This is a genomic window from Lyngbya sp. CCY1209, assembly GCF_035615495.1.
GTDB lineage: Bacteria > Cyanobacteriota > Cyanobacteriia > Cyanobacteriales > Microcoleaceae > Limnospira.
This window is the reverse complement of sequence record NZ_JAJENU010000523.1, coordinates 1-16,032: the sequence shown is the minus strand read 5'-3', so window position 1 is coordinate 16,032 and position 16,032 is coordinate 1. Positions and strand designations below refer to the sequence as shown.

Annotated in this window: 11 protein-coding genes; 3 read left to right on the top strand and 8 right to left on the bottom strand. The window is 55.0% G+C overall.

Annotated elements, in window-relative coordinates; genetic code table 11:
* Window positions 1-493: 493 nt before the first annotated feature.
* The 3 genes from LKE08_RS17150 to LKE08_RS17140 all read right to left on the bottom strand — a co-directional run bounded on the left by LKE08_RS17150 (window position 494) and on the right by LKE08_RS17140 (window position 3,389).
* On the bottom strand, window positions 494-2,587 hold the full coding sequence (locus LKE08_RS17150) for an AarF/ABC1/UbiB kinase family protein (RefSeq protein WP_324705468.1): 2,094 nt from the start codon (window positions 2,585-2,587) through the stop codon (window positions 494-496).
* Between the two features lie 101 nt (window positions 2,588-2,688).
* A complete protein-coding gene (locus LKE08_RS17145) occupies window positions 2,689-3,117 on the bottom strand; it encodes a hypothetical protein (protein WP_324705467.1) in 429 nt (142 codons plus the stop codon).
* Window positions 3,118-3,257: 140 nt separating this feature from the next.
* Entirely contained in the window at window positions 3,258-3,389 is a 132-nt protein-coding gene (locus LKE08_RS17140; protein WP_324705466.1) for a hypothetical protein, read from the bottom strand.
* Between the two features lie 263 nt (window positions 3,390-3,652).
* On the opposite strand from LKE08_RS17140, the gene LKE08_RS17135 reads away from it, so the two are divergent.
* Window positions 3,653-5,056 (top strand): Card1-like endonuclease domain-containing protein, encoded by a 1,404-nt coding sequence (locus tag LKE08_RS17135; protein WP_324705465.1) that lies wholly within the window; start codon window positions 3,653-3,655, stop codon window positions 5,054-5,056.
* 48 nt (window positions 5,057-5,104) lie between these two features.
* Here LKE08_RS17135 and LKE08_RS17130 read toward each other — a convergent pair whose 3' ends face one another.
* The 5 genes from LKE08_RS17130 to LKE08_RS17110 form a co-directional block, all read right to left on the bottom strand.
* Window positions 5,105-5,488, bottom strand: a complete 384-nt coding sequence (locus tag LKE08_RS17130; RefSeq protein ID WP_324705464.1) for a response regulator — start codon at window positions 5,486-5,488, stop codon at window positions 5,105-5,107.
* Window positions 5,489-5,507: 19 nt separating this feature from the next.
* Window positions 5,508-6,908 (bottom strand): adenylate/guanylate cyclase domain-containing protein, encoded by a 1,401-nt coding sequence (locus LKE08_RS17125; RefSeq protein WP_324705463.1) that lies wholly within the window; start codon window positions 6,906-6,908, stop codon window positions 5,508-5,510.
* Window positions 6,898-10,134, bottom strand: a complete 3,237-nt coding sequence (locus LKE08_RS17120) for an ATP-binding protein (protein ID WP_324705462.1) — start codon at window positions 10,132-10,134, stop codon at window positions 6,898-6,900. Before LKE08_RS17120 ends, LKE08_RS17125 begins: the two co-directional genes overlap by 11 nt.
* Window positions 10,131-11,510: an ABC transporter substrate-binding protein gene (locus LKE08_RS17115; protein WP_324705461.1), complete on the bottom strand. Its 1,380-nt coding sequence runs from the start codon at window positions 11,508-11,510 to the stop codon at window positions 10,131-10,133. Before LKE08_RS17115 ends, LKE08_RS17120 begins: the two co-directional genes overlap by 4 nt.
* Before the next feature lie 214 nt (window positions 11,511-11,724).
* A complete protein-coding gene (locus LKE08_RS17110) occupies window positions 11,725-12,255 on the bottom strand; it encodes a hypothetical protein (protein ID WP_324705460.1) in 531 nt (176 codons plus the stop codon).
* A gap of 354 nt (window positions 12,256-12,609) precedes the next feature.
* Here LKE08_RS17110 and LKE08_RS17105 point away from each other — a divergent pair, with 354 nt between their 5' ends.
* Window positions 12,610-14,235: a family 10 glycosylhydrolase gene (locus LKE08_RS17105; RefSeq protein WP_324705459.1), complete on the top strand. Its 1,626-nt coding sequence runs from the start codon at window positions 12,610-12,612 to the stop codon at window positions 14,233-14,235.
* Window positions 14,236-14,345: 110 nt separating this feature from the next.
* Complete coding sequence (locus LKE08_RS17100; protein ID WP_324705458.1) at window positions 14,346-15,821, top strand: MBOAT family O-acyltransferase; 1,476 nt, start codon at window positions 14,346-14,348, stop codon at window positions 15,819-15,821.
* Window positions 15,822-16,032: the final 211 nt, after the last annotated feature.

Below are 16,032 nucleotides of genomic sequence, written 5' to 3'. Positions count from 1 at the left end.
CCAAAAAATCAAGGGTGCGATCGCGGCTGAGAAGAGGAGTCGTTTTTGCTGCATCCATTGATATCATGTCCGCTTAAACAGTTATGATTCCTGGGTGCCATCTTCTGAAGCGACTTCAAACTTTTGCCTATTGCTAGCTTGCCTATTGCCTTTTCTCGAACGATTGTGTAAGTATTATAGCAACGAGCGCTCCCGTGGTTACAGTTTAAATGGGGTAAGAAACCTTAAAACCCTTATCGAAAAGCCGTTTCAGTTCCCTATTCCCTATTCCCTATTACCTGCGCGCAGCGCTATAAAACGGACTTGATATGATGGGGTGGGAACGCACCCTACAATTAACTTTCGGTCGGGTCAAAGCCCCCAGAATTGGGGGTTTGGGGGCGCGACGATTGACAAATGGTTTCCGATTGCCATATCAAATTTCCGGCTTTTGTAGCTGTTTAGAAACCGGGTTTCTCAAAGTTGGAGAACAACCCGGTTTCCCAATGTCAGACTATTCCTCCACCCGGAACGCCGCCGCCGGGAGAGACAGTCGGGGTGACGGCTTCAATTCCGGCCGGGAAGAATACCCGTTCCGCGTCGGTTTTCCGGCGGTTTCCTCCGGAAGCAGGACCTCCCGAATCAGCCTCGCCACCGCCCGTCCGGCGAGATCTCCGGCCACCTGCTGACTCAGATCCCGGACTTCCGGTTTCGCCAACAAATTGGGCACCCGCTGCACCAACAGTATCGGGTCGAACCCTTTCGTTTCCTGGAGGATGGCGAGAATGCGCCGGATGTGTTCCATCCTCTGACGATCGCCCTCCGACATCGTTTCCACGGCCGGACGCGGCGCCTTCACGCCCATCCACTCCGCCACTTTCTGTTGGGCCTTGGCGATCGCATTTTGGGACGCCAAATCGATATTATTCACCAACTCCCTCGCCAGATATTCCCGGATAAATTCCCCCCGTTCCGAAAAGATAAAATCCAAGGTCTGGTCGAGCACCTGGTTGATGTCGTAATCGTCGCTATTTTTGGCATTTTTGAGCAGGTTTTCCAGTCGGTTCCAGCGGAACGTGCCCTCTTTAAATAGCAGCAACCGCAACGACGTCCGCAACTGCGGCGCCGGGTCGCTCAACAGCCGTTTTGCCACATAGGGATAGGCCTTGCTGAGAACCTTAAAATTGGGATCGACGTTGATAGCAATCCCCTCCAGGGTGACGAGCGATCGGATAATCAGGGCATAGTAAGCCGGAACCCGGAACGGATACTCGTACATCAGAGCCGAAAGCTGGTCGGTGATGCTCTTGAAATTCAGTTCCGCCACACTCGCCCCCAACGCATCGTTGAACACCGAAGCCAGGGCGGGAATGATGGGGGTGAGATCCGTATCCGGACTCAGAAATTCCAACTTTACATAGTCGTGGGCCAACCCTTCAAAATCCCGGTTCACCAGGTGCACCACCGCTTCCAACAAACCGTACCGCTGATAGGGTTTCACCTCGCTCATCATGCCGAAATCGAGGTAAACCAACTTTCCGTCCGGACTCGCCAGCAGGTTGCCGGGGTGGGGGTCGGCGTGGAAAAACCCGTGTTCGAGGAGTTGGCGGAGGGAGCACTGGACGCCCACTTCGATCAGATAGCGGGCGTCGATGCCCTTGGCGGCAATTTCTTCTAGATTGGTGAGTTTCGTGCCCGTCACCCACTCCATTGTCAATACCCGCCGCCCGGTGTAATCCCAATAAATGCCGGGGACGTAGATATCTTTGATGTGGCCGTAGAGTTCCCGGAAGCGTTCGGCGTTGCGGCCTTCGTGGCTGTAGTCCATCTCCTCGTAGATGCGGCTCCCGAATTCGTCCATGATCGCCACCAGGTCGCTGCGGATGAACTTGAAGTTATTTTGAACCCAAATTGCCAGTTTTCGCAGGATGTAGATGTCGAGGGCGATGCTTTCGGAGAGGCCGGGACGCTGGACTTTGACGGCGACGGTTTCCCCGGTTTTGAGTTTGCCTTTGTAAACCTGTCCGAGGGAGGCGGCGGCGAGGGGGTCTGGGCTGAGTTCGGCGTAGATGTTTTCCGGCCGATCGCCGAGTTCTTCTTCGATAAACTGGTAGGCGACTTCGTTGGGGAAGGGGGGGAGTTGGTCTTGGAGGGTGGTGAGTTCTTCCAGGTACAGGGGGGGCACCAGGTCGGGGCGGGTGGAGAGGGCCTGTCCGACTTTGATGAAGGCCGGCCCGAGTTCGGTGAGGATGTCGCGGAGGCGGACGGCCCGCTTGCGTTCGTTGCGATCGCTTTGGCCGAGTTTGCGATCGCTCCACACTTTAAAATACCAAAACCCAAATTTCCAAATGATCGTCAGCAGCCGCCCCCAGACCTCCAAAAATCGGGAGCGGTAGTGGTTGGCGATGGCGATGGGGTCGTAGCGGATGGCGAAATCGTCGATTTCGGGTTCCGCTTCCTCGACGGAACCTTCGACTGCGATGGCGTCCGTCTCGACGGTTTCGGGCGGGGGGACGGCGATCGTCTCGGTTTTGAGTTCGGCTGGCATCGGGGTTCGTGAATCCAAATTGACTTCGGGGGATGGCGGGGATATCGGTTTGACTGTCATATAAAATATCGGATCGAGTCTGAATATCAATGTTAACTATTGTAACAATATTGGACTCGACCGCCGCGCATCTCGACGATACCATTGATTCAACCGCCGCGTCAGGCTTCCCGAACCGACTCCCGCATCAGCCGGTGACACAGGTCCAGCAGGTGGCGGCGGGTGCTGATGGGGAGGCGGGGTTGGGGCGACTCCAGGTCGGGCCAGTTCGGCAGGTCGAAGCAGGGACAGCACCCCGGCGGCATCCCGTGGGTCCGCATGGGGACGGGCATGGCACAGCGGGCACAATCGACGATATCCCACTCCGGCGTCAGCAGTTCGGCGATGGTCTGGTCGGTTCCCTCCAAGTAGCAGTCGCCGGATTCGGGACTCAGGATTTCTTGCCAGCATTCATTCAACTCGTGGCTGTAGCGATCGCCGCTGATGGCGGGTTGGGGCAGCCGCGTTTCTCTGCCGTTGTTAAGGACGACTTTTTTACCGAGCTGAAACCAGTAGGCGAGGTATTGTTTGACTTGGTGTTGGGAAGCCATAAATCATCCGTGAAGGTGGTCTGTTCGTCTATAACATGGGGTCGAGTCCGAGATTCAAAACTTGATGCTCAAGAAACGATTTCATTCTAATTTTATCTACAAATTGCGACATTTCTGCCGACTCAAACCTATAATTAACCTTAAGGTTTGCCGCCCAATTTTATCCTTTGCGGGGGAGAGTTGCCCGCCGCGACCGTCTCGACCGTCACCGTCGCCGTTTCACCCGCGACCGTTTCCGCCCGCCGAAATCGCCTGAGAGTGGGCGTTAGCAAAATTTTAAAAAAAAATATTAAATAATATAAACAAATGTCAATATTTGTCAATATATCTGAAGTTAGATTCTCTCGATGGAAACATTTTCGCGGTTCTCCGGCGATCGGTATTTTTACTGAGGGTGACTCCCGAACTGGGCATCGGAGGGCAAAATGTTCCGTAATTTCACTATTGTCGGCTCGATGGGAGTCGCCTTAAAATTTGACTATAGCCTGAATAACAATTGTTTTTCGGCGACACAATAATCAACCGGGAGTGCGGTATGACCAGTATTTTATCGACCTTCGATCTGGCGAAACAGGGTGATGTGAATGCGATCGGTTCGCTGATTCGGCAAAAGCTACGGTCTAAAAAAATCGTCACGAAATTTACCTTCAATGGCGGAGAACTCAATTTTTATGTCGAATCGGAAATTTTTTCGGCTCAAACCGTCGGGGCAGCCATTTTTAAATATATCGATAACTGTCGGTTTAATGTGAAATCAATACAATTCATAAAAATATATAAACCCCGGGAAGGACGTTGGCAGCTTGCCCATCGAGTCCCACTACATAATCCGGATAAGTTGATCGTATTGAATCCTCTCGAAAGCCGTCAAAATAGCTCCGATTTATTTCCGGCAAAAGCCCCATCACAAATCAATCCGAATTCGGAGATCGACACACTTCGAGGAGAGTTGAAACAGTTAAAGCGGTCTCTCGAAACCGAAGTTAAACGCCTGTCTAAGATTTCATCCCAGTTAGAAGATGCCTTGCACGATCATACTAAAGACGACCAAAATCTGAAAGCAATAATGTTTCAAATTATTGACTTACTCATACAGTATCCTCCCGCTCATCCTCCGGGGGAACATCGTGACTGCAATGACGAAAACGGTCGTGATAACACTGTCAATAATGGGGGCTTTATAGAGAAATATAAAATACCGGAAATACCGGAGTCTACACAATTACGACAATACCTAGAACAACTCAATATTAAAGTTCTGAGTAGTCGCGAACCCAATCCCTCAGATACGCCGATGAATAAGATGGCGGTGAAACTGGGAAAAAATTACCCTAATTTGGCAAGGCTACATCAAGCGATCGTCAGAAGTATTCCACACAACCAAGCCTTCGATCTCAACCTGGCAAATTCTAGTCAATTGGAGATTTCCAATTCTACCCAGTCCGGTCACAATCTCTACAATCTCAGCTTTCTATCTGAATATCACTACGACCGAAAAAAACGCAAGATTACTGGAAAAGTCGATCGCAAGTCCGAAATCCTCAATTTTTTCAATGGAATCTGGTTTGAACAGTTCATTTATGCCGAGATCGATGAACTTTTTGACCGGAACAATATTGACTATGAATGTCTGATAAATCCCCAGCTTGAGTTTGCCAATGGAGACAAATTTGAACTGGATTTTTTGTTTCTTGTCAACGATAAAGTTCTCTGGATTGAATGCAAGTCCGGAAGGAATAATAATAACTTGAGTTATAACCGATATGAGAACCACAAACAAGTCATGCAATTACCGAAAGAGCGTTCGCTGTTGGTCTTGCTTCAAGCTTCAAAGGAACAGACGGAAGAACTCACCCAAATGCGGGATCTGACGATCGCCAACACCGACAACTTGATCGAAAAAGTCAAGCGGGGATTGAATTGGGAAATCGACGCCTAAAATCACCGACCCATTTTTAACTAAAAAAGGAGCAGATGCTCCTTTTTTTTATTGCGAGAGTCCCAAAATTTCGATCGACTTATCCAGAACCTCGTCGGGGTCGAAAGGTTTGGTCATGTACAAATTGGCGCCGACTTTTTCCCCCTGCTGCTTGTCGAACTCCTGCCCTTTTGCCGTGAGCATGATAATATAAATCTCGGACAAACCCATCTGATTTTTGACGCGATCGCAGACCTCGAAGCCGTTCATTTTGGGCATCATCACGTCCAGAAACACCAATTCCGGCTTTTGTTCTGTAATCATCGCCAAAGCGTCCTCGCCATTCTCGGCGACCAACAACTCCACCCCCTCATCCTCGAGATCCTCCAGCGTCTGTTCGAGTAGAAGCCGGATGTGGGGTTCGTCATCTACAATTAAAATTTTCGGAGCCATGAAACTTTCCCTTAGTCTGTTAATATAATACTTCAAACACCTCGATTTTGTTCTTTTTCCCCTTAACTTTCACGATACCGACCTCTCGAAAATTGAAATGGTGGCGGGTGGCATCATATATACTACGTCCCGCCAAGATTTGTCCACCCTTCGCCAGGGATTGCAGGCGGGACGCCACGTTCACCTGGTCGCCGATCGCGGTATAATCGACGTGGTGGGGCGACCCGATGTTGCCCACCACCACCTCCCCGGAACTGATGCCGATTCCCGTCCGAAAATTCTCTCGAATCCAATCGTTGGGAATGGTTTTCAGGCGAGCTTGCATTCCGATCGCCGCCTCGATCGCCCGTTTTTCGCACTCCTCCAGGGATGCAGGCGCCCCGAACATACAGACGATCATATCGCCGACGAACTTATTCACCGTCCCGCCGTGGTCGAAAATCACGTTGACCATGGACTCGAAATAAATATTCAAATATTCCACCATTTTTTCCGGTTGCAATTCCTCACATTTGCTGGTAAAATTGCGGATATCGGAAAATAAAATCACCAAATTTTTCTTGCAATTTTTGAGGAGATTTTCCTCCTTGGAATCGATGACCGCCCGCGCCAACTGGGGGGACATATAGCGTTCCAAATTTGCCTTGATCCGCTCCTCCTGGAGGCGATATTCGTAAAAGCGGATGTTCTCGATCGCGTTGGCGGCTTGGGAGGCGATCGCCGTCAACAATTTCAAATCGCTGGCGGTGTACGCCACCTCCCGGCTGCTGAGGAGTCCGAGGGCTCCCAGGATGCGGTCGTAGTTTTTCAAAGGAGAAAATAAAAACGCGGAAATTTCGGAATTGAAGGACAAAAAGCGCCCGTCGGAGGCGATGTCGTTGACAATTTCCGGCCGACCGAATTGGGGAATGGAAGTGGCAATTTTCTCTCCCAAATGGCGGCTGATGTCGGGAGTCTCACCGGCGATCGCGATCGTCTCGCAGGTTTGGGTTTCCTCGTCGCAACTGATGGCGAACCCCCCCGTCGCCCCGATCACTTGCATGGCTTCCTCCAAAACCAACCGGGCCAGGGATTGCAAGTCCAAAACCGCACTCAATTTCTCGGACACCCGGTAGAGGAGGTTAATTTCTTTGTACCGCTCCAAAGTCTCGTTGGCGAGGGTTTTGCACTCCCACTCCCGCTCCACCAAATAGCTCAAAAGGGAGGCTGCCGTCGCCGCCATTTCCGGCCCTTCCACCCAACCGACGGGTTCCCCCCGCAACAAAATGGGGTGGGCCGTCGCACTGCCGTCGCGATCGCCGAGCAAACAGTTCCCCCCTCCATCCACAATACAAATTGGAGTTTCCGTCAATTTCAACATCTCACCCAGCAAAGACGAGACCTCGGGTCGGGCCAAAATCCGCTTCAATTTAACCTTCATTCTCCCCCCGGGGTTCCTCCAAAAGAAACAGAAAAATATTAGCCAACTCCTTTTCAAATCTCAAACTTTTCACCAAATTGTACTTCTCCGAAAACTGGGCGTTGGCGATCACCAAATCCGGCTTCAGAGAGCGAATGTGGGGCAGGAATTCCCCGTCATCGTCGGGACTCTGCGTCACCAGATATCCCTGAGCCCGCAGCACCTCGTTCAAGACCTCGACGGTGGAGGTGTCGCGATCGACGATCAGCACCCGCTTGGGGGATTCTCCCCGGGCTAACAGAGTCTTCACCTCCCGAAATAAAACGTCCTCGGGCACCGGCTTTGTCAGGTATTTATCCACCCCCACCCGATAGCCGCGGTCGAGGGATTCGTCGGCCGAGAGCACCAAAATCGGGATCTTTTGGGTGTCCGGGTCGTGTTTCAAAATCGCCGCCACGTCCAAACCGCTGATCTCCGGCATGATGATATCCAAAATCACCAAATCCGGCTTTTCTTGCTTGACCCGGGCGATCGCCTCCCGGCCGTCGTGAGCCTCCCGGATCTGGTAGCCCTCCGCGTCGAGTTCCTGCCGCAGCAGCTCCCGGATGCTCGGGTCGTCATCCACGATCAAAATCCTCTTTTTCCGCTCCCCGAGGGGTTCGGAGGGGACGGCCGGCTCGGCGGTGAGGTGTTCGATCAGGGACGCGAGATCCAGGGTTTTCACCTCCCGGCAGGCGATCGCGGGTTCCGGACAGGGGAGGGTAAAGAAAAACGTACTCCCCGCCCCGACCCGACTTTCCGCCCAGATCCGGCCGCCGTGGTGTTCGACAATTTCCTTGCAGATCGGCAGTCCCAAACCCGTGCCCTGGGGCTTGTTGGTGAGGGTGTTGCCCACCTGTTTGAACTTCTCGAACACTTTGGGAAGGTCCGCCTCGTCGATGCCGGAGCCCGTATCGCTGACGGCGAATTGAATTTGGGCGTCGGCGGCCTTTACCCGCAGCGTCACCGAGCCGGTTTCGGTGAATTTGACGGCGTTGGAGATCAGATTGAGCAGGACTTGGATCAACTTGTCGCGATCGCCCCGAATTTCCGGCAGGTGTTCTTCCATCCGGACGACCAACTCGATGGGTTTGGACTCGAACAGGGCCGACGTCGCCGCGATCGCCCGTTCGACCACAGTATTCACCGAGAGCGGTTCCAAATGCCACTCGATCTTCCCCGCCTCCATCTTGGCGATATCGAGGACGTCGTTGATCAGCGTCGTCAGCCGCATCCCCTCCGAAACGATGATGTCCACGTTGCCGCCCACCTGCTTCACCGCCCGTTGCACCTTTTTGTCCTGGGTCTGGACGTGGGGGAAAATCACGTCGTCGAGTTTTTTCTGGATCAGCTTGGCGAAACCCAACACGGAAGTCAGCGGCGTCCGCAACTCGTGGGACACGGTGGAGATGAAATCCGTCTTCATGCGATCGATCTCTTTTTCGGCGGTGATGTCGCGCAACAGCACCACCGAACCGATAAAAATTTCTTCTCCTCCACTGTCCGCCGCCTGCTTCAGGACACCCGTCGCCACCGCCTGCCCCATGCGATCGGCGGCCAGCGACACCTCCGCCTGAAACACCTCCTTGGGTCGGGCCTTGGACTGCAACACCAGGTCGGCGACATCGCTGCGGAACACCCGGGAACACAATTGCCCCCGCAAGTCCAGGGCGCCCAACTGAAATAACCGGGCCAGGGCCGGGTTGGTGCGGGTAATTTTGCCCTCCGCGTCCGTCACCAGCAGGCCGTCGGCGATGTGGTCGATGATCGAGGTGAGGTTGGCGAGGGTTTCCTGCAACTCCGCCGTGGCCGCCTCCACCCGCTCTTCCAAGTGCTGGTTGGACTCGGCCAGTTGCCGGTTCGACTGTTGCAGTTGCCGGATCATCTGGTTGAAAGCCCGGGCCAGGATGCCGATTTCGTCCCGGGTCAAGACGGGGGCCTTGCAGTCCAAATTGCCCTCGGAAACTTGGAGCGCCGCCTCCGTGATGGCGAGGATGGGCCGGGTGATCTTGCGGGTGAGCAGGTACACGGCGATCAGGAGCAGGGTGACGGAACTCAGGCCCAGCAGCAGGATATCTTTGGCGAGGCGATCGGCCGGGGCGAAGGCTTCCCGCTGGTCCATTTCGGCGATCAGGGCCAAATTCTGGTCTTCGAGCCAGGTGTAGATGCCGATGACGGGGGTGCCCTCGTAGTTGCGGTAGCGCCCCTCCCCGTCTAGCCCCCGCAGGGCCGCGGCGATCGCGTCGCTGGTGACGCCGCGGGCGAACTGTTCCTCCCCCATCTTTTCGCCGGAGATGAAGGCGCTGTGGGTTTCCAGGCTCCCAACCAGGTAGGTTTGGCCGCTGTTGCCCAACCCGCTGCGCTCCCGGATGATCTCGTCGATGCCGTCCAAGTTGAGGTCTACGGCGACCACGGCGATGCGGGGGTCGCCGTCCTCGGGATCGGGGGAGGAGGCTTCCCGGGCCAGCCGTTCCCGGGTGGCGGGGTCGGGTGCGCCGGTTTCCGGGAGTCCGTAGGCGGCCTGGGCGGCCCGGAGCGCCGCTTCGGTTTCCGAGCCGGGGAATTCGTCGATGGGGCCGTCGTAGAATCCCAGATCTCGCAGCAGGAGTTGAATCGAGCCGATCGCGTCCGGGCCGGGGACGGCGGCGGTTTCAGGGGGCCCGGCGAGGACGGGGGCGGCCAGGGTCATCATCGGGCGCCCGGTTTTGAGGGAGGTGTAGAAGTTGGGGCGGACGATGTAATCGGAGTCGATGCGGTCGAAATAGGTGGTGGTGTTGCCCAGGGGTTGGTAGGTGCCGACGATGGCGGGGTCCGTGGAGTGAACGGTCATGCCGGCGGTGGTCAATAAAGAGATGCGGTCGATCTGGGGTTGGAGGGCGACGATGTGGGCGAGTTCCCGGGCGATGGCGGTCCGCGCCGTTTCTTTTTCCGCCTCCGTCGCGCCGGGGTCGAGGAGGACGGTGGCTTGGGTGCGGAGGGTGAGGTCACCGGCGATGGTGAGGGTGTCGCGGCGCTGATGTTCCCCCCACTCGTTGACCTGGTGGGCTTTGAGGGAGGTGGCGACCCGCAGGCGGTCGAAAATGGACTGTTGCAGGGCGTCCCGCGCCCGGATGTTGACCGTGAAGGCGACGAGGCCGACCGTGAAGGCGGAGAGGAGAAAAAAGTAGCCCACCAGTTTGGAGAGCAGGCTTTGATTGAGGAATTTCATTGTCGTTCCCAATCGGAGAAGATGGCTCGGATCTCGGCGATCGCGCGATCGGCCGCGGCTTCCGGCGAGATTCCGTCGGCGACGACGGCGCGGATTGCCCGACCCCAAACATTATCCGAAAGCACTTGAGAATAAGCGGGATTGAAGGATTGTGGAAATGATCGGGTTTGGCGGTAGTCCCGGGCTGACACGGAAATATGGGGGTCTTCGGGATCGGTCCAAAACGGATCGTCGAGCAGTTCTGGCATCACCGGAAAATAGCGCCCCTGGGCACCCTTCAAATATGCGGCTAAATTGTCGGGTCGGATCAGATAGGCGAGTAGGCTTTTCGCCGCTTCCCGATTCTGAGACTCTTTAAATATAACAACCTTTTTGATGCTGACCACGGAGGACAGGGGCGTGCCGTCGGGTTTGTCGGGCCGGCCGATGGTGGCCAGGGCATCGAAGTAGGTGGCCCGGTCCTGTCGCTGGGAACCGGGGATGGACAGGGACGGGTTGGCGGTCAATACGGCGTCGCGACTCAGGAAGGTGACGTTATTTTCGGCGTTGCCCCAATTGACGGCACTGGGGGGGACGTACCCATCTGTGTAGAAGTCGGTATACTCGGTGAGGGCGGTGATGATTCCCTGGCGGACGTTCGGATCGCTCACCTGGAGTTGTCCGGTGGGGCTGACGACTTGGACGTTGTAGGCTTCCAAAAAGTGTTCAAAAATGAAGTAGGTATCGCTGGCGGCGGTGGACAGGGGAAATGCGAAGGCGTAGATGTCCTCTTGACCTTGTTGCCGCAACCGTTCCTGGGCGGTTTTCCAGAACTGCCAAAATTCGTCCCAGTTTCGGGGGATGGATTCCTCGGCCATTCCCGCTTCCTCTAGGAGGGGTTTCCAGTAGTGGAGGTGGACGGTTTGCTGGCTGAGGGGGACGGCGTAGTAAGCGGTTTTTCCGGTGGCGGCGTTTTCGTAGCGGACGGATTCGAGGGCGGCGGGGTCGTAGCGGTCCAGGACGGGTTCGATGACGTCGGAGACATCCACGAGGCGATCGTCCCAGGCGAAGCCGGGGATGGCGGGTTCGATCTTGCCGGTACTGAAGAGCATATCCGGGGGGTTGACCGCGGCGATCGCGTTGTTGGTCTCTTTGAGCATATCTTTGTCGCTGTAGAACGTCAGTTCCACCGGGATGCCGTTTTCGCCCTCCCACTCGGCGACCAGACGCCGGATCTCTTGCGTTTCTTCGGGATAGAACCCCTGCTGCCACCAGACTCGGAAGGGTCGGTCGCCGACGCCCGAGTCCACGGAGGAGGGGGAAATATTGCAGGTGGCGATTCCCAACGCCAACCCGAACAGCAACAAGAGGGCGATCGTTCGTCTGCGTATTTTCATGTCGTTCGGTGGGACTCAATTCCCCACATAGCAATTTTCAATCTCACCCGCCACATCTCGAATGAGAGTGTCGGAAAGGGAAAAAGGCTGATGAATCGATCGCTCTCAATTCTCACTTTTTCTCCCCATCTTCAATAAATAAACATTCCCCGCCCGGTGAGGGCAGGGAATGTCAAAAAAGTTTAAAGTTGATCGATGGCGGACTGACCGGTTGCTATCGCGTCGGGCACACTGAAATGTTGTTGGCGTTCAGAAAGATCGTACCGGCGGGCTGTTGGGCGATCAGTACCGGGTTGCCGGTGTCCGTTTTGATGATCAGCGGGTCGAGCCGCAGGCACTCCTGAACCAATTCGCCCCATTCTTCCACCTGGCGGGTGTATTCGGCTCGGAGGCGGGGGATGTCATCCAGGGTGATGCCGTTCGGAATGGGGGTCAGGTTGGCGATGAACACTTCGTCCGTGATCACCGCATCGCTGGTGATGCTGCGATCGACTGCCAATTCGTAAAGGATGGGATAGGTGAAGGCGGCGGGCAAAGTTCTGTTCGGCAATTCCAAATCCGGCAAGGTGTAGTAACGGGGGGGATCGACGCGATCGGGATTCGGATCGTCCTCGCCTTCGTCCTTGGGCTTGTACCTGACGTCGAAATCCGATGGCGTGGTCACGACTCCAATTTGAGCGAGGGCCTGAACCGGCAGGCCGATCGCAATGAGCGCACACAATGCGCCTAAAAGCTTAGACTTCATCGTAATTCATCTCCTCAAAGTCACCAAAATAAACAATTGACAGCCTCCCCGCCCGATCCGACCGGATCAAATCCGGGTGGATATTCCTCAGATCGCCCCGAGAATTCCCGGACTCTGGGACAGTGCCATCTTAACTCGATCGCGACAGAGGTCGGATAGAAACACTTGCGAACTTTATCAAATTTTACCTCATCTATCAATATACCAACTGATATCGCACCCGCGATCCGGACGGATGCCCGCAACAGGCACAAAAGCGTCCTGACTCGATTTCGCCGCCGGAGTAGCCAGTGGAAGGCCATACTCTGGTAGATTAGTGAACTTAGGCAGAAGAGATCGACCCCAATCGCAGCCATGACATCGACCAACCGACAGTTTAACCCATTCAGACAGTTCCGAAGTGCGATCGCCCCGACCCGCCGCATCGATCGCCTCCAGCGACAAATCGGGATCTGGGTGTGCGGCATCCTCCTGGGATTTGTCCTCACCCAAGTCCAGGCCCACTGCGCCGTGGCGGGTGAAAAGATCGCCTCCCGCCTCGATACCCTGGCGCAGGACGTCCGGCAACCGGCGGCGGAAATGAGCTACTATCCCCAAGCCGGACAACCCACCCACCAGCGGGAATTTCGCGGGGTGTGGGTGGCTTCGGTGGTGAACATCGACTGGCCCTCCAAACCGGGCCTGTCCGTCGCCCAGCAGAAATTTGAACTCCTGGCTATCCTCAACCGGATGCAGGAATTGAACCTCAACGCCCTGGTGCTGCAAATCCGGCCCAATGGCGATGCCTTCTATGCCTCCCAAATTGAACCGTGGAGCAGTTGGCTGACGGGCCGCCAGGGCCAACCCCCGGCGCCCTATTACGATCCGCTGCAATTCGCGATCGACGAGGCCCACAAGCGCAACATCGAACTCCACGCCTGGTTGAACCCCTACCGGGCCAAACTGAACGCGGAAAAATCCCCCTTCGCGGCTAACCACATGGCGGCGGTTTATCCCCAGTACGCCTACCGCTACGGGGATTTGATCTGGATGGACCCGGGCGCGAAGGAAATCCAAGATCGCACTTACAATGTGGTGATGGATATCGTCCGGCGCTACGATGTGGACGGCATCCACATGGATGATTATTTCTACCCCTATCCCAAGTCGGGCGTTTCCTTCCCGGACTCCCAAACCTACAATGCCTACCGGGCGGCGGGTGGCACCCTGTCCCTGGCGGACTGGCGGCGGGATAATGTCAATCAGATGATCTGGCGACTGGCCCAGGGGATCAAGGCGATCAAGCCCGATGTAAAATTCGGGATCAGCCCCTTCGGCATTTACCGTCCGGGCAAGGCGCCGGGAATTGTGGGGATGGACCAGTACGACGCCATCTATGCGGACGTGAAATTGTGGATGGAACGGGGATGGGTGGATTACCTGGCGCCCCAACTGTACTGGCGCATCGATCCGCCTCAGCAGAGTTACCCGGTGTTGTTGGATTGGTGGGTGCGAAACAACCCCCAGCGGCGCCACGTCTACGCGGGCAATTATCTGAGCCAGTTGGATAACGGCTGGTCCGTGGGCGAGTTTCAGCGGCAGGTGGCGATTTCCCGCCAAAAGGCGAATCAGTTGTCGTTGGGAAATATCTTTTTCAGCATGAAGATGTTCCGGGACAACCGGGGCGGGGTGAATGATATCTTCAAGTCGGCGGTTTATCCGACTCCGGCGTTACCGCCGGCGATGCCGTGGTTGGATAATGAACCGCCGGAGGCTCCTGCGGGGGTGCAGGGGAGTACGGGGATGATTAGCTGGAATCCCGATACTTCCAATGATGTGCGATCGTGGGCGCTGTATCAGCAGTTTAGCAATGGCTGGCAGTTGGTGCGGGTGCTCGATCGCGATACGACGGCGGTGAGCGTGTCGCCGGGAACCTACGCGGTGCGATCGGTCGATCGCTTGGCCAACGAAAGTTCCGAGCAAATCGTCACGGTGCAGTAACTCCTTTGAGGGAGCAGGGGGGCAGGGGGGCGGAGGAGGCGCAGGGAGTCCCTATCCCCCCATTCCCCATTCCCCATTCCCTACTCCCTATTCCCCGCCCACGGCGCTCTATGACTTTTATTTCCACCCCCTACGCTTTATTTCTCGCCGTTCTGTTCGTCATTTACTGGGTTATTCCTTGGCGATCGGGGCGGCTGGGGGTTTTGTTGGCGGCGAGTTTGCTCTTTTATGCCACCCTGCAAATTCAATATATCCCGCTATTATTACTCTGCATTTTATTCAATTTCGGTTTGGCGCTCTCCATCGGCGAACCGCTGGAAAATTGGCAAATTGCCAACGTCGCCTGGAACCGCCGCCGTTTACTTTTACTGTGGATCGGAATTATCGTCAACGTCCTGCTTTTGTTGGGTTTCAAATACGTTCCATTTCTCCTTTCCATCGCCGGCGGTATATTTGAGATTCCCAATATCGAAGCAGCGGCAGTCTGGGCTGACAGTTACATCGTCCCGCCGCTGGGTTTGAGTTTTTTCTGTTTTGAAATTATCGCCTATTTGATCGATGTCTACCGGGGCGCTCCCGCCACTCCTTCCCTACTCGAATTTACGAGCTACAAATTTCTATTTCCCAAATTTATCTCTGGCCCGATTACCCGCTACCACCACCTTGAAAATCAGTTTAAAAGTCTCAAATTTCCCGTCCCCGAACAAATCGCGGACGGGTTGTGGCTGATGGCGATGGGGGCGATCAAAAAGGGCATTTTTGCCGATCGCATCGGGATTCTCGTTGCCCTCAGTTTCGACAACCTGCAACGGGCCGGAAGTGGGGATTTGTGGCTGGCTGTCGCTGCCTACGGGTTGCAACTCTATTTGGATTTTAGCGGTTATGTGGATTTGGCGCGGGGGACGGCGTTACTGCTGGGATTGAATTTGCCGGAAAACTTCGATGCCCCCTATTTTACCGCCAGCATCGCCGATTTTTGGCGGCGGTGGCACATGACTCTGGGTGACTGGCTGCGAAATTACCTTTATTTTCCCCTGGGGGGTTCGAGGGCGGGATTGTTGCGGACTTGCCTGAATTTATTGATCGTCATGTTGGTGGCGGGAATTTGGCACGGGGCGGCGTGGGGGTTCATCGTTTGGGGGGGGTTGCACGGTGTCGCTTTGGGGGTTCACCGCCTGACGGATGTGGGCTCGAAGTGGTTGTCTTTGCAGTGGATTTGGAGAACGTTTCCGGGAATTATTATATCTTGGTTCTTGACTCAAATGATGGTTTTCGGGGCGTGGATTTTCTTCCGACTTCCGGACTTGAAGGATTCGATGTGGGTGGTGCGACATTTGTGGGGACACACGGCTGATGTTCAGTTCGCCCACAAGGTTTATGTGGAGGCGTTGGGGCTCGAACGGATTCATTTGGTTGTCATCTTGGGGGGGATATTTTTGGGGATGGCGATCGCCACTGGATTTCGCCGGGGGTTGAAGGTTCAATTCAATTGGCCGGTGAAATTGATTTTGGTTCCCCTGTGCTTTTTTGCGGTTTTATTGTTCGCCCCGGAAGGGGGATTGCCCTACATTTATTTTGATTTTTAATTGGATTTTTAATTGTGAACTGTGAAATGCTCAAAATTTGCGATCGAGGGGGTTGACAGGGGGCGCGATTTATGGTATAGTGTTGACATACTTCCGAATAATGCGATGGTTGCAAAAATTTTATTTCAGCCACCACTCCCATTATCTAAAATAATACCGGAAGTCAAGCGCAAAAGCAAGGGTTTCTCAAAAAAAGTCGAAATTTTTAACA